The sequence below is a fragment of the Variovorax sp. YR634 genome, assembly GCF_900106655.1.
Taxonomy (GTDB): domain Bacteria; phylum Pseudomonadota; class Gammaproteobacteria; order Burkholderiales; family Burkholderiaceae_C; genus Variovorax.
Genome location: NZ_FNOL01000002.1, coordinates 154,827 through 176,889, shown reverse-complemented (window position 1 = coordinate 176,889; position 22,063 = coordinate 154,827). Strand labels below are relative to the sequence as shown.

Below are 22,063 nucleotides of genomic sequence, written 5' to 3'. Positions count from 1 at the left end.
GCCGGTCAAGAACCCGCCGATTCCGGACCCATGAAAACTGCCGTTCTCGTCATCGACGTCCAGCGTGGCCTTTGCGACGATCCGCCGCGTCCCCATCAGGCCCACGAGGTGATGCAGCGCATCAACGCGCTCACCGAACGCGCCCGCGCGGCCGGCGTGCCGGTGGCCTTCATCCAGCACGAGAACGCGATCGACCTCGAATTCGACTCCGAGCGCTGGCAGCTTGCGAGTGCGCTCAAGACCGACTCGCGCGACGCGCGCATCCGCAAGACCACGCCCGACTCCTTCCTTCGCACGCCGCTGGAAGCCTGGCTCTCCGGGCACGGCGTGAAGCGCGTGGTGGTCTGCGGCTATTCGTCGGAGTTCTGCGTCGACACGACAGTGCGCCGCGCTGCCGCCCTCGGCTACCACGTGGTGCTCGCGGCCGATGCGCACACTTCGCACGACAAGCCGCACGCCACGGGCGCGAAGATCCGCGAGCATCACAACGCCACGCTGTCGGACATCACGAGCTTCGGCGTGCCGATCCGCGCCGTGGCCAGCGCGGAAGTCGCCTTCGGCGACTGAACGCAGCCTGCACGAACCGCGCGCGGCACGGGCGTGCGCCCGCAGGCGAAAGAGCCTGCATCGAATGGATGCCTGAATGCTCACACCCTGCGTGACACGGCAACCTTGTGCAGGAGCTCGATCAAGATCAACTGCTCGCCCTTGGAGAGGTTGCCGAGCACATGCTGCTCGCCTTCGATCACCGACCGTGTAGCGCTGCTGGCAAGCGTTGCGCCGGTCGGGGTGGTTCGAAGGTACTGGGCCCTGCGATCCGTTGCATGCGGGGCGCGCTTGATCAACTCTCGCCTCTCGAGCCGTTCGAGCCATGCCGCGATGTTGGGCGCCGTGACCGCGAGTGCCTTTGCCAGGCGGGCGGCCGACACGTCGGGATTTTCGTGAATCAGGCACAGCACCGTGAACTCGACGGGGCGAAGGTCGAAAGGTGTGCCTACTCGCTCGGCGAACACTGCGTCGGTGACGATCGTCGCCTGCGCGAGCTGATAGCCGAGCACGTGATGCAGGGACGCTTCGACCAGCCGGCCGGCTGGTGTGGCATCTACCGGATTGCTTCTGTTCTTGGGCATTCCGGGCATTGTCGTTCTGCCTCCAAGTGATTCACTGCCTGATCTAACTGGCTCAGGGGATCGTCGTGGGAGTGCAAACTGCTTAATGGAAAACCATAACTGGTTATCTTTGATAGTTAAGTAGATTAACTATAGGCGCTGCATCCAGGCGTCGAAGGAGACATTCTTGAAGACCCCCGCATCCCTGATCTTTGTCGCTTCATTGCTGACCGCCTGCGGCGGAGGAAATGGTGGTGGCGGCTTCGTCGGCTCGTTCCCGACGACCGGCACGTCGACGAGCGCCCCGCCGGCCGGCAACGGCAATCCCGTGACTCCTCCCGACAATCCGCTGCCGCCTGTCGAGACACTGCCGGTGCTCGGCGCGGCCACCGGCGCGGCGCTCATCGGTTGCGCCTCGCTCGCCGGCTTCACCTTTGCCAACACGACGATCACTGCAGCCAATTCGATTGCCGCCGGCACCCTGAGCGTCGCCGGCAAGCCGGTGGGGGCGCATTGCCAGGTGCGCGGATCGATGTATCAGCGCACGAGCCCGGTCGACGGCCAGAGCTATGCGATCGGCTTCGAGATGCGCTTACCGGTGAACTGGAACGGGCGGTATTTCTATCAGGCCAACGGGGGGCTCGACGGCAGCATCGGCACAGCCACCGGGCCGGTGGGCGGAGGCGGCGTTCTGGACAACGCGCTGAACAAGGGCTTCGCCGTGATCAGCTCCGACGCGGGGCACCAGGCGCCCACGCCGTTCTTCGGCATCGATCCGCAGGCCCGCCTCGACTACGGCTACCAGGCGGTCGGCAAGCTCACGCCGATGGCGAAGGCGTTGATCGCGTCGGCCTATGGAAAGGGCCCGGACCGCTCCTATATCGGCGGCTGCTCCAACGGCGGGCGCCACACGATGGTTGCCATGTCACGCTATGCGGACGACTACGACGGCTTCCTGGTGGGCGACCCCGGCTTCCGGCTTCCCCTTGCGGCCTCCGCAAACATCGTCGGCGCCCAGAACTACAACGCCCTGGCAACCACCCCGGGCGATCCGGGCACGGGTTTCACGCTGGCCGAACGTACCTTGGTCTCCAATGCAGTCCTCGCCAAGTGCGACGCCCTCGATGGCACGATCGACGGCATCGTCCAGTACACCGGCGCATGCCAGGCGGCTTTCTCGCTCGACCGCGACGTTCCCACCTGCAGCGGCTCGCGCGATGGCACATGCCTCTCGGCCGACCAGAAGCTTCGCATTGCGCAACTCTTCGCGGGTGCGCTCGACGGCAGTGGAAAGAAGATCTACGCGAGCTTTCCCTTCGATGCGGGCCTGAACACGACCGGCTGGTCATCGTGGAAGTTCTCGAATTCATTGAACCTCGACTCGGGCGCGGTCGCCTTCGTCTGGCAGGTGCCGCCCGAGAACCCGACCGGCTTCAATGGTCCCAATTTCACGCTCACGGCCAACATCGATTCGATCCTCTCGAAGATCACGTCGACCGACGGGCTCTACACCGAGAACTCGCTTTCGTTCATGACGCCGCCGAACCCTACCGATCTGAGTCGCTTGAAGAAGCGCGGCGCCAAGGTCATGGCCTACCATGGAACGAGCGACCCCATCTTCTCGAGCGACGATACGCAGCACTGGTACGACCAGCTGACGGCGGCCAACGGCGGCGATGCGTCCAACTTCGCACGGTTCTATCGGGTGCCCGGAATGAACCACTGCGCCGGCGGCCCGACCACCGATCAGTTCGACATGCTCGCACCGCTCGTCAATTGGGTGGAGAAGGGCGAGGCCGCCGATTCCGTCGTCGCTTCGGCGCGCGGTGCGGGCAACGCAGGCGGCGTGAACGGGGATGTTCCCTCCGGCTGGTCGCCCACCCGCAGCCGGCCGCTCTGCGCCTACCCGAAGGTTGCGCGCTACAAGGGCACGGGCGATATCGAGAAGGCCGAGAGTTTCAGCTGCCAATGAAAGGCTTCGCGCCTGGTAGCACTCGGCCGCGAGCGAAGTGCGTGGCTATACTGCGCCCGTCATGCCGAACAAGGCGTGATCGGGTTTAGCAGCCCGAAGCAATCTCTGCGACGTGAGCCGCAGTTTCCCCGCAGGACCTGCGGCTTTGTCATTCGCGCTTCCAGTTTTGGCGGCTCGGATGGGAGGGCTCGCGCCCTGCCGGTTTCTCGCAAGAGGTTGCCCGGTCTGCTAACCCGTCCGAGCTGCCGCCCCGTTTAGCAGCGGGTGTGGCGGTTTCTGAAATCGCAACCTCTGGAGGTCGTCCGTGACCAAGTCTGCTCGCGTGCTCAAGCACGCGCCGAAAACCGATGCCGCCTCAACGCCGAAGTCGGCTCATCCCCATTCAAATGCCGAGTCGGTTGCCCTGCAAGCAGGCGACGACGTCAAGGGCATTCGCCAAGTGCACAGCGCCTACGTATGCCTCGAAAAGCTCGTCGTTCCGATGCAGGTGAATGAGCGCGAGGAGATCTATCCAACCCGATCCGAATTCGGCGCACTGTTCCGCCTGGTCAATGAGGAGCTGCAACGGCGGATCGACGCTGCGGACGGCACGATCGGCTCCTTGCGCGACACTTTGAGCAAGCAAGTCTGCGAACCTGATCGATGAGTGGCTCGGGGCAAGCGCCGGTCAATCCGCCCCAGGCCGCCACACTCGCGCCAGTGCGGCCATCTTGCCCCTGAATCCCAGCCGGTCGTTCGACAGCGCATCGATGAAATCCGACAGCCGCTGCGACTTCACCATCGTGTAGATCGTCAGCCACGTCGTCGCGACGAACACCACGCCGAACCACACTGCCTTGCGCCACAGCGGCGCGTCGGCCTCGGCCAGCAGGTTCATGCCGAGGAAGCCGGTGGTGATGGTGCCGATGAGGCCGAACAGCGTGACCACCGTGAGCCGCACGACAGTGCTGGCCTGCCTGCGCAGGCTGTCGGCGTCGAGATACGTGTTCATGTCGGCGATGCGTGCCTTGACTTCGTCGTAGAGCGGGTCGAGCCCGAGGTGCGTGGCGCACATGTGCGAGAGCGCGCGCACCTGCGCCTGCTCTGAAATTTCGTGGAACCAGTAGCGGTGCGTGAAGCGCAGGAAGCGCTCGAAGCTCGCTCGGATGGCGCGCTTGAACTGCTTCACGCTCGGCGTGCTGCGGATGTCCAGCCGCTTGAGCGCCTCCACCAACTGGTCGGAGAACATCAGCAGCGAGGCCTTCTGGAAATGCGCAATGAGGAACAGCAGGAAGTGCTGATGCCTGAACTGCGCGAGCACGCCGCGGTCGCGGCAGCAGAAGAATTCGGAGTTCGCATCGCCCACCACGATGAGCGCATGGCCGTTGCAGAGGTAGCGCGTGTTGGGCGCTGCGCCCGCGTTCACCCAGAAGCGGTCGTAGCAGTACTTGTGCTCGAAGTCCGCTAGGTGATGTTCCGCGTAGGGCAGGTGGGCGTCGGTGGCGCCTGCGCCGGTGACCAGCGCGAGCCGCACGAAGTCGTCGCGCGTGAGGCGGCGCGGGTCGTCCAGCGACAGGTAGGCCATGACCGGCATGCGGTAGTACTCGATCTGCCGGTAGCGCAGCACGCCAGGGTCTTCCGAATGGTCGCTTACCAGCGGCTGCATCAGGTAGGCCCAATGGGCGGAGATGCGCGGCGCGCGATGCTGCGCCACGTGCGAGAGAAAGGCCTCGCGCTGCTGCGCGTCGGAACTCGCGAGCACGTGGCCGTCGGCGGCCAGCCATTCGACGCTGGCCATGCAGTGCAGCGCCGAGCCGTCGGGTTCCCAACCTGAGGGGTAGGCGCGGCCGAAGCGGTAGAGGATGTCTTGCGCCTGCGCGAGGCCCAGGTTGTTCGCACCGACTTCGAGGTTGAGCAGCACCACGTCGATGTCGAAGAAGAAGTACAGGTCGCAATGGATCACATCGAGCGTGACCGGCGCGTCGCCCGGCTGCGCCACCATGCGCACGGCCGCAATGTCGTGGCGGCGGAAGATGCGCATCGGCGAATCGCCGTCGCCGCCCATGCCGTCGCCACGCGAGCGGCCTTCGCCGTACAGGAAGCGCTGCACGTACGGCAGGAAGCTCACGAACTCGTTGTAGTGCCGCTCGTGAAAGCGGCTGCTGTCGCCGGTGTATTCGTCGACCTCTTCGCGCCATGGCGAGGCATCACCCATCTCGCGCAGCACGTGCCAGGGCCCGTGATGGTGCGCGGGGCTGGCGTGCGGCGCAGGCATCAGCCGCAAGGGCCAGAGAAGGGCCTGGCGGAAATGCTGCACGGTGGGGGCGCCCGTGAGGGGCGTATGTGCCTCTGTGGGCATGGTGGCCGCGGGTGGGTTCAGCATGGACTTCAGTGTAGGCAGAAGGTGAGACAAAACGACCACCTAGGGGAATCCCTATATGAGCCTGAAACCGGTTTCATATAAGCTGCAAGCCTTGCTTTCGGGGCACGCACGCGCCCACCCGGCGCGCATTCGGGTCCGCCCACCATGAACTACCAGTTTCAATTCGACGCCGTCTTTGCCGCCTGGCCGCTGCTGCTCAAGGGCACGTGGATCACGGTCCAGCTCTCGCTCATTGCCACGGTGCTGGGCCTGGTGGTGGCCATCTTCTGTGCCTGGGGCAAGACCTCGGGGCCGGGCTGGCTGCGCTTTCTGGTCAATGCCTACATCGAGGTGATCCGCAACACGCCGTTCCTCGTGCAGCTGTTCTTTTTCTTCTTCGCGCTGCCGGCCATCGGGCTGCGCTGGTCGCCGCAGACGGCAGCGCTGGTGGCCATGGTGGTGAACCTGGGCGCCTACGCCACGGAAATCATCCGCGCGGGCATCGAGTCGATTCCCAAGGGGCAGATCGAGGCGGGCAGGGCGCTGAACCTCAAGCCCTGGGAAATCTTCCGCTTCGTCATCATCAAGCCCGCGCTGAAGGCCATTTACCCGGCGCTCACGAGCCAGTTCATTTTGCTGATGCTGAGCTCGGCAGTGGTGTCGGTCATCTCAGCCGACGACCTGACCTCGGTGGCCGCCAACCTGCAGTCGCAGACTTTCCGCAGCTTCGAGATCTACATCGTCGTGGCCGCCATCTATCTCGCGCTGGCGCTGGCCTTCTCGGCCATGTTCAAGCTGATCTACAAGCGCACGCTCAACTACCCGGACCGCCGGTAAGAGACGACGGACGGAGACAACAACATGCGCACCTTCGGCTTTCCCGAATTCCTTTTCATCCTCGAAGCGGCCAAGTGGACGCTGGCGCTGTCGGCCATCGCCTTTGTGGGCGGCGCGATCCTGGGGCTCATCATTGCGCTGATGCGCACGTCTGAATCGACGTGGGCGCGGGCCGTATCGACCACCTTCATCCAGATCTTCCAGGGCACGCCGCTGCTGCTGCAGCTGTTCCTGGTGTTCTTCGGCGCGCCGGTGCTGGGGCTGGACATCAACCCGTGGGTTGCCGCCGGCGTTGCGCTCATCCTGAACAGCGCGGCCTTCCTCGGCGAGATCTGGCGCGGCTGCATCGAGGCCATTCCGCGCGGACAGTGGGAAGCAGCAGAGGCGCTGAGCCTGAAGTACAGCTCGCGCATGCGCGACGTGGTGCTGCCGCAGGCCTTCAAGATCGCGCTGGCGCCCACGGTGGGCTACGTGGTGCAGATCATCAAGGGCACCTCGCTCGCGGCCATCATCGGTTTTGTCGAGGTCACGCGTGCGGGGCAGATCGTCAACAACGCCACCTTCCAGCCGCTCATCGTGTTCTCGGTGGTGGCAGCCATCTACTTTGCGATCTGCTGGCCGCTTTCATTGCTGGCCGCGCGCATGGAGCGCCGCCGGGCCCGCGCTCTCGCGCGCTGACCCTTTTCGTTGTTCTTTTTCTTTCTCGTCGCTTCCTTCTTTTATTCAGGAGACACATCCAATGACCGTCATCACTTCCCGCCGCGCAGCGCTCGCAGCCCTCGGCCTCGGCGCCGCCCTCACCGTGTTCGCACCCTTCGCCTCGGCGCAGACGGTTGCCGACATCAAGAAGAAGGGCGAGATCACCATCGGCATGCTGGTCGACTTTCCACCCTACGGCACCACCGACGCGAAGAACCAGCCCGACGGCTACGACGCCGACGTGGCCAAGCTGCTGGCCAAGGACTGGGGCGTCAAGGCCAACATCGTGCCGGTGACGGGTCCGAACCGCATTCCCTTCCTGCTGACCAACAAGGTCGACCTGCTGGTGGCTTCGCTGGCCGTCACGCCCGAGCGCGCGAAGCAGGTGCAGTTCTCGCAGCCCTACGCAGCCGCCACCATCGTGCTGTACGGTGCGACCAAGACCTCCATCAAGGCGGCAGGCGACCTGAAGGGCCTGCGCGTGGGCGTGGCTCGCGCTTCGACGCAAGACGTGGCCGTGACCAAGGCCGCGCCGGAAGGCACTGAAATCCGCCGCTTCGACGACGACGCTTCTGCCATGCAGGCGCTGATCTCGGGCCAGGTCGATGCCATCGGCTGCTCGGTGACCGTGGCAGCGCAGATCGCCAAGCGCGTACCCGCCAACACCTTCGAAAACAAGTTCACGCTGGTGCAGCAGTCGATGGGCATCGCGATGCGCCCGGGCCAGGAAGAGCTGCACAAGGCGGTGAACGAATTCGTGCAGAAGAACACCGCCAACGGCGAGCTCAACAAGCTGTATCAGAAGTGGCTGCAGGCCGACCTGCCCAAAATGCAATAAGCAACCCCCGAGGCTGAAGGAATCCTGGCATGACGACGGAATCGATCATCCGCATGGAAGCGGTCAACAAGTGGTACGGTGAATTCCAGGTGTTGACCGGCATCGACCTGTCGGTGCGCCAGGGCGAGCGCATCGTGATCTGCGGGCCCTCGGGCTCGGGCAAGTCCACGCTCATCCGCTGCATCAACCGGCTCGAGACGGTGCAGAAGGGCCGCATCGTGGTCGACGGCATCGACCTCACGGCCGGCGGCAAGAACATCGACGCGGTGCGTGCCGAGGTCGGCATGGTGTTCCAGCAGTTCAACCTGTTCCCGCACCTCACCATCCTCGAGAACTGCACGCTCGCGCCGATGCGTTCGCGCGGCATGACGAAGGCGCAAGCCGAAGAGGTAGCCATGAAGTACCTCACGCGCGTGCGCATTCCGGAGCAGGCCGGCAAGTATCCGAGCCAGCTCTCGGGCGGCCAGCAGCAGCGTGTGGCGATTGCGCGCGCGCTGTGCATGACGCCCAAGATCATGCTGTTCGACGAGCCCACTTCGGCGCTCGACCCCGAGATGGTCAAGGAAGTGCTCGACACCATGATCGGCCTGGCCGAAGACGGCATGACCATGCTGTGCGTGACGCACGAAATGGGCTTTGCCCGCAGCGTCGCTGATCGCGTGATCTTCATGGCCGAAGGCAAGATCGTCGAGCAGGCGCCGCCCGAAGAGTTCTTCGGCAACCCGAAGGACGAGCGCACGCGCCAGTTCCTGGGCCAGATCCTCAGCTCCCACCAAGCACACTGAATGTCTTTCTCCGTTCTGATTTCTCTGTCGTCCTTCGGCGCGGCCGAGGTGGGGCGGCATGGCCAGCTCTGGTGTTCGCAGCTGGCACGCGCGGCAGGTGCCGATTCGGTGGAAGTGCGCGGCGAGATGTTGCGCGACGCCGATGCCGAGCTGCCCGCATTGAGCGGGCTGGCCTCCGTGTACTCCAGCCCCGAGGGCCTTTGGGCTCAGGGCGGCTGGCTCGACAGCGCCGCGCTCAAGCGCGGCATCGCCGCCGCCACGCGCGTGGGCGCGAAGCGGCTGAAGATGTCCATCGGCGACTTCCAGGCTTCTTCTCACGGCTCACTCTGGGGCCTGAAGGTGGAGCTTGCCGAAACCCGCGTCGAGCTGCTCATCGAGAACGACCAGACCGTGCGCGCTGGCACGCTGCCCGCGCTGCAGACCTTCTTCGACGTGGCCGACCGCGCCGGCGTGCCGCTGGGCATGACCTTCGACATGGGCAACTGGCACTGGCTCGGCGAGTGCCCGCTGCAGGCCGCTCAGGCGCTCGGCCACCGCGTGCGCTATGTGCATTGCAAGGGCGCGCAGCGCCTGCCGCACAAATGGGTGGCGGTGCCGCTGGGTGACTCCGTCGCGCCATGGCGCTCGGTGCTGCGTGCGCTGCCTACCGACGTGCCGCACGCCATCGAATACCCGCTCGTGGGTGACGACCTGCTGGCCGTTACCCGCGCGCAGATCGACTTCATCCGCGCCGCGCGGGCGTAGGAACAAACACATGACAGAACCAACCGCCTTCGACGTTGCACTCTTCGGCGAAGCCATGCTGCTGCTCGTGGCCGACCGGCCCGGCCCGCTGGAAAACGCAGAGGCGTTCCATAAGCGCACTGCCGGCGCCGAGACCAACGTGGCCATCGGCCTCTCGCGCCTGGGCCTCAAGGTGGGCTGGGCCAGCCGGCTCGGCACCGACTCGATGGGCCGCGCGCTGCTGGCCGCGATGCGCGCCGAAGGCATCGACTGCTCGCACGTGATCACCGACGCAACGCAGCGCACCGGCTTCCAGTTCAAGGGCCGTGTCACCGACGGCAGCGACCCGCCGATCGAATACCACCGCAAGGGCTCGGCCGCGAGCCACATGGGCCCGGCCGACGTCGACGAAGCCTGGCTGCGTTCGGCGCGTCACCTGCACGCCACCGGCGTGTTCGCCGCTATCTCCGACACCAGCCTGCAGGCTGCGCTCAAGACCATGGACGTGATGCGCGCCGCCGGTCGCACCATCTCGTTCGACACCAACCTGCGCCCCACGCTGTGGTCGTCCACCGAGACCATGCGCCACTGGATCAACGAACTCGCCTCGCGCGCCGACTGGGTGCTGCCCGGCGTCGAAGAGGGGCTGCTGCTCACCGGCCATGACAAGCCCGAAGACGTGGCGAAGTTCTATCGCGATCGCGGCGCGAAGCTGGTGGTCGTCAAGCTCGGCGCCGAGGGCGCCTACTACGACAGCGATGTGGCCGGCACCGGCCGTGTCGATGGCTTCCCGGTGAAGGAAGTGATCGACACCGTGGGCGCGGGCGACGGCTTCGCAGCCGGCGTGGTGAGCGCGCTGCTCGAAGGCAAGAGCGTGCCCGAGGCCGTGCGCCGCGGCGCATGGATCGGCGCGCGTGCAGTGCAGGTGCTGGGCGACACCGAAGGCCTGCCGACGCGGGCGCAACTCGAAGAAGCGGGGCTCTGAACACCATGACGAATGTGTCGAAGAAGAACGTGCTCGTCTTCCGGCCGTTGCCCGAAGACCAGCTGGCGCGCCTGCAAGCCGTGCACCACGTGGTCGTGGCCGATCCGCGCAAGGAACCCGAGGCCTTTGCCGCCGCGCTGCGCAGCGCGAACGGGCTGATCGGGTCGAGCCATACGGTCGATGCCGCTCTGCTCGACGGGGCGCCGCAGCTCCAGGTGATTTCGAGCGTGTCGGTCGGTGTCGACAACTATCCGCTGGCCGAGCTGCACAAGCGCGGCATCGTGCTGTGCCACACGCCCGACGTGCTCACCGAAACGGTGGCCGACACGGTGTTCGCGATCCTCATGGCCACGCAGCGCCGCGTGGTCGAACTCTCTACGCTCGTGCGCGAAGGCCGCTGGACGAAGAACATCGGCGAAGAGCTCTTCGGCACCGACGTGCATGGCAAGACGCTGGGCATTCTCGGCTTCGGCCGCATCGGGCAGGCCGTGGCGCGCCGTGGTGCGCTGGGCTTCGGCATGCCGGTGCTGTATCACGCACGTCGCCCGGTCGACCTGGCAACGCAGGCGCCCGAATTGCAAGGCCGCGCCACGCACACGCCGCTGGACGACCTGCTCGCGCGCGCCGACATCGTGCTCGCGATGCTGCCGCTGACCGACGCGACGCGCGGCATGATCGACGCCGCCTTCTTCGCGCGCATGAAGCCCGGTGCAGCCTTCATCAACGGTGGCCGTGGCGCCACCGTGAACGAAGACGCGCTGCTCTACGCACTCGACCACGGCACACTGCGCGCCGCCGGCCTCGACGTGTTCGCGAAAGAGCCGCTGCCGGCCGATTCGCCATTGCGCACCCATCCGCGCGTGACGCCGCTGCCGCACATCGGCTCGGCCACCCACGAGACGCGACACGCCATGGCCGAGCTCGCCACGACGAACCTGCTGCAGGTGCTGGCCGGAGAGAAGCCGACTGCGCCGTACGACACGGCATCCGCATGAGCACGAGCCGGTTTTTCTCCCTCCCCCGCTGGGGGAGGGCGGGAGCAAAACCATGAAGCCGACCGGCCGCGCCACCATCGCCGACGTCGCCGAAGCCGCTGGCGTCTCCAAGGCCACCGTCTCGCGCTTCCTCAATCACCGCGAGCGGCTCCTGAGCCCCGACATCGCCGCGCGCGTCGAAGTCGCCATCGCGGCGCTGGCCTATTCGCCGAGCCCGATGGCGCAGGCGCTGAGCCATGGCCGCTCGCGGCTCATCGGCCTGATCGTGGCCGACATCACCAATCCGTACTCGGTGGCGGTGCTGCGCGGCGCCGAGAAGGCCTGCCAGGACGCCGGCTACCTTGTGATGCTGTTCAACCTCGGCAACGAGAGCGAACGCGAGCGCGAGGCCATCGACGCGCTGGCGGGCTACCAGGTCGACGGCTTCATCCTCAACACGCTGGGCCGCGGCAGCAATGTGGTCGACGCGGTCACGCTGCACGGCAAGCCGGCGGTGCTGGTCGACCGCCGCCACACCGGCATGCACACCGACTTCGTCTCGCTCGACAACCACGCCGCGATGCAGGCCACCTGCGGTCATCTGGTCGAGGGCGGGTATCGCGAGCTGCTCTACGTCACTGAGCCGCAGAAGGGCGTGAGCTCGCGGCGCGAACGCACGGCCGCCTTCGGTGCCTGCGTGGCCGCGCACGAGCCGCGCGTGGCGGGCGAGGTGTTCGAGTGCGTCGAGGGCGAGAGCGATGCGCTCGACGAGGCCTTGCGCGCTCTGCGTCAGCGCGCCAAGCGCGGCCGACGGGCCGCGGTGGTCGCGGGCAATGCCGTGGTCACGCTGCGCATCGCGCAGGCCATGGCGCGGCTGGGCTGGCAGTTTGGCGCCGACCTCGGCTTTGTCGGCTTCGACGATCCCGAATGGGCCTCGCTCATCGGCCCCGGCCTGAGCACCGTGGCACAGCCTACCGACGCCATCGGCCGCACGGCCGCTACCTGCCTGATCGAGCGGCTGCGTGGGCTGGATGCTGCGCCGCGCCAGTTGCTGCTGCCTGGAGAGCTGGTGGTACGAGGCTCGTCGCAGGCGCTCTAGCATCCTGCTGCGCGCGGTCGAAGGTGATCGGCCCGCGCATCCAGTCGGCCGCGCGTTCGGCAATCATGATCGTTGGCGCGTTGGTGTTGCCGCCGATCAGCGTCGGCATGATCGAGGCATCGACCACGCGCAGGTTTTCGATGCCGTGCACGCGCAGCTTCGCGTCTACCACCGCCATAGCATCTGTGCCCATCTTGCAGGTGCCCACGGGATGGTAGATGGTGTCGGCGCGCGCGCGAATGTGCTGAACGAGTTCTTCGTCGGTGTGCGCGTCGGCCGTGTAGAGCTCGTGGTGGCGGTACTTTTCGAGCGCCGGCGCGCGCAAGATCTCGCGCATCTTCTTCACGCCCTGCAGCAGCAGCGCCATGTCCTCGGGGTCTGACAGAAAGCGCGGATCGATGCGCGGCGGCGAGCCTGGGCCGGCATCGTTCAGGCGCACGTCGCCGCGGCCCTTGGGGCGCAGCACGCACACGTGGCACGAGAAGCCGAAGCCCGCGTGCAGCTTGCGTGCATGGTCATCCGTGATCGCGATCACGAAGTGCAGTTGCAGGTCGGGCCGCCGCAGTTCGGGCGACGACTTGATGAAGGCGCCGCCCTCGGCGAACGGCGTCGCGATCATGCCCTTGCCGCTCTTGCGCCACTCGGCAATCGCCTTCACCAGGTGCAGGCCACCTACCACGCCGATGCCGAACAGGTCGGTGTGCTTCGAGGTGTAGGCGAGGATGAAGTCGGTGTGGTCCTGCAGGTTCTGGCCGACGCCCGGCAGTGCATGCTGCACGGCAATGCCGTGGCGGCCCAACTCGGCCGGGTCGCCGATGCCCGAGAGCATCAGCAACTGCGGCGAGTTGAATGCGCCGCCGCACAGCGCCACCTCGCGCCGCGCGTGAAGGGTCTCGATACTGCCGTCTTTGCGCCGCACCTCCACGCCGGTGGCGCGCCGGTCTTCGAGCACCATGCGCAGGGCCTGCGTGTCGGTCAGCACTGTGAGGTTGGGGCGCTGGTTCATCACCGGATGCAGGTAGGCGGCGGCCGCCGAGCAGCGCTCGCCGTTGCGCACGCCATCGTGGAACTGCGTGACCTGGTAGAGGCCCGCGCCTTCCTGTTCGGCGCCATTGAAGTCGTCGTTGCGCGGAATGCCGCACTCCGCAGCGGCCCGCACGAAGTCTTCGGCAATGGGGCGCGGGCTCTGTTGCTCCGAGACCTGCAGCGGCCCGTCGGCACCGTGCAGTGCGCTCGCGCCGCGCTGGTTGCCCTCGGCGCGCTTGAAGTAGGGCAGCACTGCGTCGAACGACCAGCCGGTGCAGCCCGCGCGCTCCCAGTCGTCGTAGTCGTCGCGATGGCCGCGCACGTAGAGCATGGCGTTGATCGCGCTGGAGCCGCCCAGGCAGCGTCCGCGTGGCTGGTAGCCGCGGCGTCCATTCAGGCCAGGCTGCGGCACGGTCTGGTAGGCGTAGTTGTTGATGCGCGGGCGGCCGGGCAGCATCGCCACCGTACCGGCCGGCGCCCGCACCAGGATGCCGCGGCCGTCGCCGCCGGCCTCGACCAGGCAGACCTTCACGGCGGGGTCTTCGCTCAGCCGCGAGGCCAGCGTGACGCCGCCGGAGCCGCCACCCACGATGACGTAGTCGAATTCCATGGCGCTTCTTCCTTTTGTTCTGTGCTGCCTGCGTCCGCGCGGACGGATTCGACTGTAGGAATGAACGTGCAATCAGGGCTTGGCGTTTTCCCTTGTCTCCGAAGTCAGGTCGAGGTCATGCCGAGGTCGTGCAGATACCTCTGCAGCTCTTCGATGTGGGCGGAGTCGACGATGGCGCCGACATAGCCGTCCGGGCGCACCAGCACCCAGTCGCCCGACGCGAGCCCATAGGCTTCGCGGAAATGGCCGCCATGGTCGCGCAGGTCGCCTCTTTCGCCGAAGGTGTGGATGTGCAGGCCTGGGCGCGGTGCCACGTCGCGACGCTCGACCTCGCAGCCCAGCAGCGTCCACTGCGCGCCCTTGAACAGCTCGAACAGGCGCGTCGGTTGCCCGGCGGCGCCGGTGACCGGCGCATCGGGCGCGCGGTCACCCGCACGCAGGCCGCCAACGCGTGCCGGCTTCTCCATCGCGAGGGACGATTCGGCGTACCCGAGGTCGAGCTGATGCACTTCCCGCCCACGCCGCATCTCGCCGCGCTTGGCTTCGCCGAGCAACTTCGTGGCAAGCCCGAGCATGTCCGCGGCAATCGGGCGGCGCTCTTCCTCGTAGCTGTCGAGCATGGTGCCGGGTGCACCGGCGGCAACTGCCGCCAGCTTCCAGCCAAGGTTGTAGGCGTCTTGCACGCTGGTGTTGAGCCCCTGCCCGCCGGTGGGGGGATGGACGTGTGCGGCGTCGCCGACCAGCAGCACGCGACCTGCCCGGTAGCGATCGGCCAGACGCGCGTTCATGCTGAAGGCCGAGGCCCACGAGACCGAGTGGATACGGATGTCGTCGCGGCCGGTGCGTTCGGCAACCATTGCTGCCAGCCCCTGTGCGGAGAGGTCGATGTCGCCCTCCAGCGGTATCGGTGCCTGCAGCTGGAACAGCTCCGTTCCGGCGAGCGGGCACAGGGACATCTGTGCATTCATCTCACCTTCGTTGAAGCGGTGCCATGCTTCGCGCCCCAACCCTGACAGGACGACATCGGCCACCACCGCACGCACGCCCAGCGTCTTGCCCGGAAAGCCGATGTCCAGCGAATGCCGCACGAAGCTGCGGCCACCGTCGGCGCCGACGAGAAAGCGCACGCGCAGCGTTTCTTCACCCGCCGCGCTGGCCAGCCGCGCCGTCACGCCGTCCTCGTCCTGCTCGAAGCCGATCAGTTCGCGGCCGAATGCAGGTCGATGCCCGAGCTCGGTCAGGCGCTCGCGCATCACGCCCTCGGTCAGGAACTGCGGGACCATCAAAGGAGAGCCATAGGGTTCAGAAGGTGTCGGTGCTTCGTGCGCCATCACCAGCGAATCGGCATGGCTGCCGTCAGCGCGGTATTCCCGCGAGGGCGGATACAGGCCGCCGGCCGCGACGATCCGCTCGAGGATGCCCAGATCCTCGAAGACCTCCTGCGTTCGCGGCTGGATGCCCTTGCCGCGCGAGCCCCGGAAAGGCGCGTCCATCTTCTCGATCAGGCGGAAGGAAACACCTCGCCGCGCCAGGTCGATGGCGAGCGTGAGGCCGGCTGCGCCGGCGCCGCAGATCAGGACGTCGGCGGAAAACTGCTGTGTCATGGCAAACTCCAATATGTGTAATATGCACTTAATAGGAGCGGATGCTATGCCAAAGAAAATAAATGTGCAAGATACACATATGTCCGCGCAATTGCGGGCGTTGCACGGTGCGCTGCTGACCGTGGTGAGCGTCATGAATCGCCCGCAGCGCGACGAGGCGATGGTGCGCGAAGCGGGCATCTCGCTCGACCGCGCCTTGTTTCCGCTGCTGGTGGGCATCGAACGCGTAGGACCGATCGGCGTGGTCGAGCTCGCCGACCGTGTCGGGCGCGACTACACCACGGTCAGCCGGCAGGTCGCGAAGTTGGAGAGTCTTGGCCTGGTGGAGCGCCAGGGCGGCGTTCACGACCGGCGCGTGCGCGAAGCGATCGTGACGCCGAAGGGCAAGGTCATGACCGATGCCGTGGATGCAGCAAGGGAAAGGCTGGGGCGCGCCATATTTGCCAAGTGGGAACAGCAGGATTTCGAGGAGCTGGTGCGGCTTCTGCAGAAGTTTGCGGTCGATATCGAGGCGGGCCCTGCAGGCGAGCGTTGATCGGGTTGAGGGGCGCTGCCTCGCTGACCTTTGAACACATGGCGCGCGACCGGGGCCTCATCGGGTTTCCTCTGCCGCTGCGGACAGGCGATTGACAGCCACCGGCGCGACACTGTCGAAACCGGTCCATCCCGCAAGACAAGGAAGCCAGGAACATGGAAGAGACAACAACAACGACCCCCGCCATCTCGCGCCGCGGCCTGCTGCGCCTTTCCCTTGGCGGCACCGCCATGGCCTCGCTGCCCGGCATCGGCTGGGCAGCCACCGGCGCCGCCGCGCCGGCCTTTGCCGACGGCCTGACGCGCAGCCGGCCCGAGGCGCAGGGCATCTCGTCGGCGTCGATCCTCGCCTTTCTCGACGATGCCGAGCGCGGCGCGTTCGAGCTGCACAGCTTCATGCTGTGGCGCAACGGCCATGTGGTGGCCGAGGGCTGGTGGGACCCCTACAAGCCCGAGCGCCGGCACATGACGCATTCGCTGACCAAAAGCGTCACCGTGTGCGCGGTCGGCATGGCCATTGCCGACGGCAAGTTCGGACTCGACGACAAGGTCGTGTCCTTCTTTCCCGAGCACCTGCCGCCCACGGTCAGCGCCAACCTCGCGGCAATGACCGTACGCGACCTGCTGACCATGCGCACCGGGCACGAGTCGATGGTGTCGGGCTCCGTGTGGCGGCCCATTCGCACAAGCTGGATCGCCGAGTTCTTCAAGATCCCCGTGGTCTACCCGCCGGGCAGCAAGTTCGTCTACACCAGCGCGGCTACCTACATGCTGTCGGCCATCGTGACGAAGACCACCGGGCAATCGACGGCCGACTACCTCAAGCCGCGCTTCTTCGAGCCGCTGGGCATCACCGGCTACGAGTGGGACGTGGGCCCCGAAGGCATTTCGCCCGGCGCCAACGGCCTGAGCTGGAAGACGGTCGACTCGCTCAAGCTCGGCATCCTGCATGCGCAGAACGGGCAGTGGAACGGCAAGCAGATCCTTACGAAGGCCTGGGTCGATTCGGTGCACGCGCCGCACACCAAGGACCGATACGGCTACCAGTGGTGGCTGGGCCAGCACGGCGCCTACAACGCCGATGGCCTGTTCGGGCAGTATTCAGTGGTGTTCCCCGAGCAGAACGCGGTGCTCGCGCTCAATTCCGCGCTGCCGCCCAAGGCGGGGTTCAACGCGGGCATTCTGTACAAGCACTTTCCCGCGGCATTCGGCGCTACTGCCGTGGCCAGCGAGAAGGACTACGCCGCGCTCAAGGCCCGCACGCGCACGCTGCAGCTGCTCCCACCGGTGAAGCCGACCAGCTCGCCCGTTGCCGCGAACGTGTCGGGCCAGCGCTTCGACTTTGCGGAGAACCCGGAGAAGATCAAGTCCATGCGGCTCGACTTCTCTTCCGCGGAGTCGTGCGTCTTCACCATGGAGGACGACCGCGGCACGCACAAGGTGCAGGTCGGCTTGCGCAAGCCCTTCGAGGGCGACACAACCATCACCGGCAACAAGCTGCACCACGAGTACCAGCCCGAGGTGATGCGCGTGGTGGCCAGCGGCGAGTGGCGCGACGCGCGCACCTTCGTCATGACGTGGACCTTCGTCGAGTCGGCCTTCCGCGACACCGTGGAGTGCCGCTTCTCCGGACCGTACATGCGCTTCGACCGCAGCGTGAACGTCAATTCCAGCGCAACCGACATGCCTACGCTCACAGGGACGCGCGCGAAGACTTAGCCCACACTTTTTGAGAGGCGCTTTTACCGGCGCTTCACTTCCCGGACAAATTGACGGGCGCGGTTCGTGGCTCAATGTCCGTCATGCACATGCTTTCGGACGCCACGGTCTTCACGCAGGTGCGCTTCTGGGTGCTGGTGCTGTGTTCGCTGGTGTGCCCGGCCGCGATCTTCGTCACGCTGTTCGTGCGGCGCGAGTTCTCGAAGAAGGCTGTGCTTGCCTTCGGCCTGCTGCTGATCCTGCTCGCGGGCGTGGACATCTTCGTGCTGCGAGCGCTTTCGCTGGAGGCGCAGGCCACGCCTTCGCTGGCTGACGACATCGTCTTCTCGTCAGAGCTGTCGATTGCGCTTTACATCATTCCCGCTGCGTTCGGCACCTTCGGGCTCAATATGGTTTCGCATGTGCTCATGCATTACCTGAAGCAGAAGGAAGCGCGCTTCGAGGCGCACCGGCAATCGGCGCAGCCGCTGCCCATCGTCAATGGGGCGCATCGGAATCGCCCGAGGGCGCCGGGCGGGCCGCGGATGCGGCCGACCGCCGTGGTGCGTCGTCGGCGCGAGGCGGTGCAGGTCGTCGCCAACGCGCTGCCTCGCGATCCGTCAGCGACGGAAAGACGTCGCGCAACTCCGCGAGCGGTACGCAGCCCGATTCGCGGTTCATGATGACCCACGTCGGTTCTGCCGCATGGCTCGACATTGAATGCGCTGCAACGACCAGTGCGGCCAGGGCGACGAGGGTGCGGGATGCTGCGATCAAGTCCGTGATCTCCAGGGAAGAGGAGGGACGTACATCCTGCTGCGGGAAGGGGACGGCATGGCATCATCGTGCGCCTCTCCCACTCGCATGCCCATGTCCGCAGATTCCTTTGTCCGCCGCGTCCGCAGCCAGCTCGACCAGTTGTCCGCAACCGAGCGGCAGCTTGCCGATTTCGTCCTGGAGTTTCCGGGCGAGCTGGCCAGCTATGCGGGCAACGAGCTGGCGGAACTGGCGGGGGTGTCGCCTTCGACGGTGAGCCGCTTCATCCGTCGCATCGGCTACGAGAACTACGAAGAGGCCCGGCGCCAGGTTCGCGAGGAAAAGCAGACGGGTTCGCCGCTGTTCCAGAACGCGACCGAGGCCTCGAAGCGCGGCCACCTTGTCGCCACGCATTTCCAGCAGTCGCAGGCCAACCTGGCCAGCACCTTCGACCGGCTCAACGACAGGCAGATGGCCGGCATCGTGAAGGCGATCATCGGCGCGGGGCAGGTGCTGATCTTCGGCAGCCGCAGCAGCCATGCCTTTGCCCTTTACCTGCGTTGGCAGATCGTGCAGGTGGTGCCGCGCGTCACCGCCATTCCGGGGCCCGGCGAGACGTTGGCCGAGCACCTGGCTGGCCTGACCGGGCGCGACTGCGTGATCGTCTTCGGCACGCGACGGCAGACGCGGCAGATGGACATCCTGCTCGCGGGCGCCAGCAAGGCCGGCGCGAAGATCGTCTACATCAGTGACAAGGCCTCGCCGGACTTCGCTGGGGCCACCTGGTCGCTGCAGTGCGATTGCCGGGGGCCGGGGCTTCTGGACAATCACACTGCCGTGATGGGCATCTGCGACCTGATCGCCACGATGGTGATCGAAGCCTCGGGCTCCGCCGGTCGCAAGCGTCTGGCCGCGATCGAGCTCGAGCACGAGGAAAACGGCGAGCTTTGAGCGGCAGCGGCGCTCGACTGGCCTGACCTGGTCGGAGTGCACTGAAAAGACGCACGACCGTAGTGCGCATCTGCCCATCCAAGGTGCATCCGCAGAGACTGCAACAGGTCTCGGATGCGCCCGCCTGTGACGGTCATTCCACGCTTTCCCCCTCTGAAAAGTACCCCTGCGGCACGTGGCTTACGTGCGTCACGCGCAGGCGGGCATGTCGCTTGCATAGGGATGTTTCGCATGAAATTAAGATTTCACAAAAACAAACTAGGTGAAATCGATATGTCATGCCGATGGAGTCGCCGATAGCATGCGAAGCGATTCCGGACTGCGCCGAGCAAAGCACTTCATACCTTTCTCAAGGGGTTTCCTATGGCTGGACCTGCACTCTCTTCCGGACCCGACTCGCCCCGGGTCGCCGAACTCGACAGAGCGCTCGACAAGATCGGCGTCACGCGATCGCACCACACGATCATCTTTTTGATCCTCATCGGCTGCCTGTTCGACAGCTTCGAGCAGAATGCCGTGGGTATCGTGGGACCGATGCTGCGCGAGCAGTGGGGGCTCAGCGCTTCCGACATCGGCTTGCTGAACACCGTCACCTTCGCCTGCGCGGCGGTGGGGCGGATCATCTCGGGCTTCATTGCCGACCGCTACGGCCGGCGCGTGATGCTGTCGATCGACCTGCTGCTGTTCACCCTCGGCGCAGGCATCTGCGCGATGGCGCCCAACCTGGCGGTGATGGCGCTGGGCCGCGCGGTCGTGGGTTTCGGGCTGGGCGGCGAGATCGCGATCGCCGTCACCATGCTGGCCGAGTTCTGCTCGACCAAGTTCCGCGGCACCGCTGTCGGGCTGGTGAACGTCGGCGCGGGTGGGCTCGGCAACTTCCTGGCGCCGGGCTTCGGCCTGCTGGTGTTCTGGATGTTCCCGGGCGACAACGCATGGCGCTGGCTGTTCGCCTGCCTGATGGTGCCGGCGCTACTCGGTGCTTTCTATCGCCGCTACATTCCTGAGACGCCGCGCTTCCTCATGTCGCAGGGCAAGGTGAAGGAAGTCAATGCGGTGTTGTCGCGACTGGCGTCGGGCAGGCTTTCGAAGAAGAACGTGCCGCAGCATCAGTACATCACCGACGATGGGCTGGCCGCGCCGAATGCCCGCATCAAGGTACGCGTGACCGAGATCTTTCGCGGCGCACTGGCGCGGCGGACCATTCCGCTGTGCATCACGATCTGGATGACCTACGGCGCGCAGATCTCGGTGCTCACGCTGATGCCGACCATCCTTGTTGCCCTGGGCTACAGCATGTCGAAGAGTCTGCTCTTCACGATGGTGATGCAGGGCGGGAGCCTGCTGGGGGCCATCGCAGCCTCGCTGCTGGGTTTTCACTTTCCGCGCAAGCGCGTGCTGACGGCCGGCGCCGTGTGCGCCTGCCTGGCGGCGTTGACCATCGGCTTCGTTGCCAAGAGCATCGTGGTGATCCTGATTGCCGGCGCGGTGTTCCAGTTCTTCGTGCTGCTGCTCAACACGACGATCTGGATCTTTGCGCCCGAGCTGTACCCGACCCGGGTGCGAGCCTTCGGCACGGCCTTCATTCTTGCCACTGGCACAGCGGCAGGCGCGCTGATGCCGCTGGTGGCGGGCCGGCTCTTCGATGCCTTCGGCCTGGTCGGCGTGTTCGGCCTTGCGGCCGGTATGTACGCGGTCTTCGTGGTCAGCGTGCAGAGCGTGCCCGAGACCTATGGCCAGTCGCCCGATGCGTTGCCGCTGCCGGGTGAAAGCCCCGGCGACGACGCTGCCCCGACCACGAAGATCGTGCAGCCGGGTTGAATTTTCAGAGAGTCCTCACGCATGCAAGAAATCCTGCTCATCAACCCCAACTCGTCGTCGTCGACCACCGCAATGATGGCGAAGATCGCCAGCAGCGAGGCACCTGCCGGATGCCGCGTGACAGGCATCACCGCGGCCGGCGGGCCGCCCATGATCGTCAATGAAGACGAGCTGAATGCGGCTGCGACGGAGGTGTTGAAAGCCTGGCGTTCCGTTGCCGGCGGAAGGTGGAATGGCGTGATTGTCAGCGCCTTCGGCGATCCGGGCATCGAGTTGCTGCGCCGTGAAGCAAGCGTGCCGGTGGTCGGCATCGCCGAAGCATCGATGCTCGCGGCCAGCGAGGGTCGTCGCCGCTTCGGCATTGCCACGGTCACGCCCGAACTGGTGTCGCCCATCGAGGGCAGGGCGGCCGCGCTGGGACTGCGCGCTCTCTACACCGGCATCCGCCTGACGCAAGGCGACCCGCGCGCGCTGGCAGCCGATCCGCAGGCGCTGGAAGAAGCGCTGGCAAAGGCCGTGCAGTGCTGCATCGACGAAGACGGCGCCCAGGCGGTGATCATCGGCGGCGGTCCGCTGGGGCAGGCCGCACTGGCGCTGGCCCCACGGTTCGACGTGCCGGTGATCGCGCCCATCTCGGCCGCCATGCGACTGCTGTGTTCGCGGTTCGCAGCAACCCGGGGAGCATGAGGAATGAGCACCGTGGA

General features: G+C 66.2%; 21 protein-coding genes. 17 read left to right on the top strand and 4 right to left on the bottom strand.

The window, feature by feature from the left end; all coding sequences use genetic code 11:
* Positions 1-30 precede the first annotated feature (30 nt).
* Positions 31-567: a cysteine hydrolase family protein gene (locus BLV60_RS04975; RefSeq protein WP_093050878.1), complete on the top strand. Its 537-nt coding sequence runs from the start codon at positions 31-33 to the stop codon at positions 565-567.
* An 80-nt stretch (positions 568-647) separates the two neighbouring features.
* On the opposite strand, the gene BLV60_RS04970 is transcribed toward BLV60_RS04975, so the two are convergent.
* Entirely contained in the window at positions 648-1,139 is a 492-nt protein-coding gene (locus tag BLV60_RS04970; RefSeq protein ID WP_093050875.1) for a MarR family winged helix-turn-helix transcriptional regulator, read from the bottom strand.
* A 298-nt stretch (positions 1,140-1,437) separates the two neighbouring features.
* Between BLV60_RS04970 and BLV60_RS04965 the strand changes: the two genes are divergently transcribed.
* Positions 1,438-3,081 (top strand): tannase/feruloyl esterase family alpha/beta hydrolase, encoded by a 1,644-nt coding sequence (locus BLV60_RS04965; protein ID WP_256328881.1) that lies wholly within the window; start codon positions 1,438-1,440, stop codon positions 3,079-3,081.
* 304 nt (positions 3,082-3,385) lie between these two features.
* Positions 3,386-3,727 (top strand): hypothetical protein, encoded by a 342-nt coding sequence (locus BLV60_RS34620; RefSeq protein WP_256328864.1) that lies wholly within the window; start codon positions 3,386-3,388, stop codon positions 3,725-3,727.
* 21 nt (positions 3,728-3,748) lie between these two features.
* Here the strand turns inward: BLV60_RS34620 and BLV60_RS04955 are convergent, their stop codons facing one another.
* A complete protein-coding gene (locus BLV60_RS04955; RefSeq protein ID WP_256328863.1) occupies positions 3,749-5,443 on the bottom strand; it encodes a CorA family divalent cation transporter in 1,695 nt (564 codons plus the stop codon).
* A gap of 144 nt (positions 5,444-5,587) precedes the next feature.
* Between BLV60_RS04955 and BLV60_RS04950 the strand changes: the two genes are divergently transcribed.
* The 8 genes from BLV60_RS04950 (at position 5,588) to BLV60_RS04915 (ending at position 12,362) form a co-directional block, all read left to right on the top strand.
* Positions 5,588-6,259, top strand: a complete 672-nt coding sequence (locus tag BLV60_RS04950; protein WP_093050872.1) for an amino acid ABC transporter permease — start codon at positions 5,588-5,590, stop codon at positions 6,257-6,259.
* 24 nt (positions 6,260-6,283) lie between these two features.
* On the top strand, positions 6,284-6,937 hold the full coding sequence (locus BLV60_RS04945) for an amino acid ABC transporter permease (protein WP_093050869.1): 654 nt from the start codon (positions 6,284-6,286) through the stop codon (positions 6,935-6,937).
* A gap of 61 nt (positions 6,938-6,998) precedes the next feature.
* Positions 6,999-7,796 (top strand): transporter substrate-binding domain-containing protein, encoded by a 798-nt coding sequence (locus BLV60_RS04940; protein WP_093050866.1) that lies wholly within the window; start codon positions 6,999-7,001, stop codon positions 7,794-7,796.
* Positions 7,797-7,825: 29 nt separating this feature from the next.
* Positions 7,826-8,581 (top strand): amino acid ABC transporter ATP-binding protein, encoded by a 756-nt coding sequence (locus BLV60_RS04935; protein WP_093050863.1) that lies wholly within the window; start codon positions 7,826-7,828, stop codon positions 8,579-8,581.
* The gene (locus BLV60_RS04930; RefSeq protein WP_093050860.1) at positions 8,582-9,325 is read left to right on the top strand and encodes a sugar phosphate isomerase/epimerase family protein; all 744 of its coding nucleotides are present in this window, start codon (positions 8,582-8,584) and stop codon (positions 9,323-9,325) included.
* A 10-nt stretch (positions 9,326-9,335) separates the two neighbouring features.
* Entirely contained in the window at positions 9,336-10,289 is a 954-nt protein-coding gene (locus BLV60_RS04925) for a sugar kinase (RefSeq protein ID WP_093050857.1), read from the top strand.
* 5 nt (positions 10,290-10,294) lie between these two features.
* Complete coding sequence (locus BLV60_RS04920; RefSeq protein ID WP_093050854.1) at positions 10,295-11,284, top strand: 2-hydroxyacid dehydrogenase; 990 nt, start codon at positions 10,295-10,297, stop codon at positions 11,282-11,284.
* A gap of 52 nt (positions 11,285-11,336) precedes the next feature.
* Entirely contained in the window at positions 11,337-12,362 is a 1,026-nt protein-coding gene (locus BLV60_RS04915) for a LacI family DNA-binding transcriptional regulator (protein WP_093050851.1), read from the top strand.
* Here BLV60_RS04915 and BLV60_RS04910 read toward each other — a convergent pair.
* A complete protein-coding gene (locus BLV60_RS04910) occupies positions 12,262-13,998 on the bottom strand; it encodes a GMC family oxidoreductase (protein WP_093050848.1) in 1,737 nt (578 codons plus the stop codon). The genes BLV60_RS04915 and BLV60_RS04910 overlap by 101 nt on opposite strands.
* 104 nt (positions 13,999-14,102) lie before the next feature.
* Positions 14,103-15,602, bottom strand: coding sequence for an FAD-dependent oxidoreductase (locus tag BLV60_RS04905; RefSeq protein ID WP_093051811.1), 1,500 nt, complete (start codon positions 15,600-15,602; stop codon positions 14,103-14,105).
* Between the two features lie 79 nt (positions 15,603-15,681).
* On the opposite strand from BLV60_RS04905, the gene BLV60_RS04900 reads away from it, so the two are divergent.
* The 6 genes from BLV60_RS04900 to BLV60_RS04875 all read left to right on the top strand — a co-directional run bounded on the left by BLV60_RS04900 (position 15,682) and on the right by BLV60_RS04875 (position 22,046).
* Complete coding sequence (locus tag BLV60_RS04900) at positions 15,682-16,137, top strand: MarR family winged helix-turn-helix transcriptional regulator (RefSeq protein ID WP_256216930.1); 456 nt, start codon at positions 15,682-15,684, stop codon at positions 16,135-16,137.
* Positions 16,138-16,292: 155 nt separating this feature from the next.
* Positions 16,293-17,855 carry a serine hydrolase domain-containing protein gene (locus tag BLV60_RS04895; RefSeq protein WP_093050842.1) on the top strand — a complete coding sequence of 521 codons (1,563 nt, stop codon included), beginning with the start codon at positions 16,293-16,295 and terminating at the stop codon, positions 17,853-17,855.
* A gap of 83 nt (positions 17,856-17,938) precedes the next feature.
* Positions 17,939-18,517 (top strand): hypothetical protein, encoded by a 579-nt coding sequence (locus BLV60_RS34295; RefSeq protein ID WP_176928713.1) that lies wholly within the window; start codon positions 17,939-17,941, stop codon positions 18,515-18,517.
* Between the two features lie 181 nt (positions 18,518-18,698).
* The gene (locus BLV60_RS04885; protein ID WP_176928712.1) at positions 18,699-19,541 is read left to right on the top strand and encodes a MurR/RpiR family transcriptional regulator; all 843 of its coding nucleotides are present in this window, start codon (positions 18,699-18,701) and stop codon (positions 19,539-19,541) included.
* Between the two features lie 363 nt (positions 19,542-19,904).
* Entirely contained in the window at positions 19,905-21,359 is a 1,455-nt protein-coding gene (locus BLV60_RS04880) for an MFS transporter (protein WP_093050839.1), read from the top strand.
* A 21-nt stretch (positions 21,360-21,380) separates the two neighbouring features.
* Positions 21,381-22,046 carry an aspartate/glutamate racemase family protein gene (locus BLV60_RS04875; protein ID WP_093050836.1) on the top strand — a complete coding sequence of 222 codons (666 nt, stop codon included), beginning with the start codon at positions 21,381-21,383 and terminating at the stop codon, positions 22,044-22,046.
* Positions 22,047-22,063: the final 17 nt, after the last annotated feature.

What these genes read in the sequence shown, in the direction of transcription:
- BLV60_RS04975 (WP_093050878.1), top strand. Translation starts at nt 31, where the DNA reads ATGAAAACTGCCGTTCTCGTCATCGACGTCCAGCGTGGCCTTTGCGAC.
- BLV60_RS04970 (WP_093050875.1), bottom strand. Translation starts at nt 1,139, where the DNA reads ATGCCCGGAATGCCCAAGAACAGAAGCAATCCGGTAGATGCCACACCA.
- BLV60_RS04955 (WP_256328863.1), bottom strand. Translation starts at nt 5,443, where the DNA reads ATGCTGAACCCACCCGCGGCCACCATGCCCACAGAGGCACATACGCCC.
- BLV60_RS04950 (WP_093050872.1), top strand. Translation starts at nt 5,588, where the DNA reads ATGAACTACCAGTTTCAATTCGACGCCGTCTTTGCCGCCTGGCCGCTG.
- BLV60_RS04945 (WP_093050869.1), top strand. Translation starts at nt 6,284, where the DNA reads ATGCGCACCTTCGGCTTTCCCGAATTCCTTTTCATCCTCGAAGCGGCC.
- BLV60_RS04940 (WP_093050866.1), top strand. Translation starts at nt 6,999, where the DNA reads ATGACCGTCATCACTTCCCGCCGCGCAGCGCTCGCAGCCCTCGGCCTC.
- BLV60_RS04935 (WP_093050863.1), top strand. Translation starts at nt 7,826, where the DNA reads ATGACGACGGAATCGATCATCCGCATGGAAGCGGTCAACAAGTGGTAC.
- BLV60_RS04930 (WP_093050860.1), top strand. Translation starts at nt 8,582, where the DNA reads ATGTCTTTCTCCGTTCTGATTTCTCTGTCGTCCTTCGGCGCGGCCGAG.
- BLV60_RS04925 (WP_093050857.1), top strand. Translation starts at nt 9,336, where the DNA reads ATGACAGAACCAACCGCCTTCGACGTTGCACTCTTCGGCGAAGCCATG.
- BLV60_RS04920 (WP_093050854.1), top strand. Translation starts at nt 10,295, where the DNA reads ATGACGAATGTGTCGAAGAAGAACGTGCTCGTCTTCCGGCCGTTGCCC.
- BLV60_RS04915 (WP_093050851.1), top strand. Translation starts at nt 11,337, where the DNA reads ATGAAGCCGACCGGCCGCGCCACCATCGCCGACGTCGCCGAAGCCGCT.
- BLV60_RS04910 (WP_093050848.1), bottom strand. Translation starts at nt 13,998, where the DNA reads ATGGAATTCGACTACGTCATCGTGGGTGGCGGCTCCGGCGGCGTCACG.
- BLV60_RS04905 (WP_093051811.1), bottom strand. Translation starts at nt 15,602, where the DNA reads ATGACACAGCAGTTTTCCGCCGACGTCCTGATCTGCGGCGCCGGCGCA.
- BLV60_RS04900 (WP_256216930.1), top strand. Translation starts at nt 15,682, where the DNA reads ATGTCCGCGCAATTGCGGGCGTTGCACGGTGCGCTGCTGACCGTGGTG.
- BLV60_RS04895 (WP_093050842.1), top strand. Translation starts at nt 16,293, where the DNA reads ATGGAAGAGACAACAACAACGACCCCCGCCATCTCGCGCCGCGGCCTG.
- BLV60_RS34295 (WP_176928713.1), top strand. Translation starts at nt 17,939, where the DNA reads ATGCACATGCTTTCGGACGCCACGGTCTTCACGCAGGTGCGCTTCTGG.
- BLV60_RS04885 (WP_176928712.1), top strand. Translation starts at nt 18,699, where the DNA reads ATGCCCATGTCCGCAGATTCCTTTGTCCGCCGCGTCCGCAGCCAGCTC.
- BLV60_RS04880 (WP_093050839.1), top strand. Translation starts at nt 19,905, where the DNA reads ATGGCTGGACCTGCACTCTCTTCCGGACCCGACTCGCCCCGGGTCGCC.
- BLV60_RS04875 (WP_093050836.1), top strand. Translation starts at nt 21,381, where the DNA reads ATGCAAGAAATCCTGCTCATCAACCCCAACTCGTCGTCGTCGACCACC.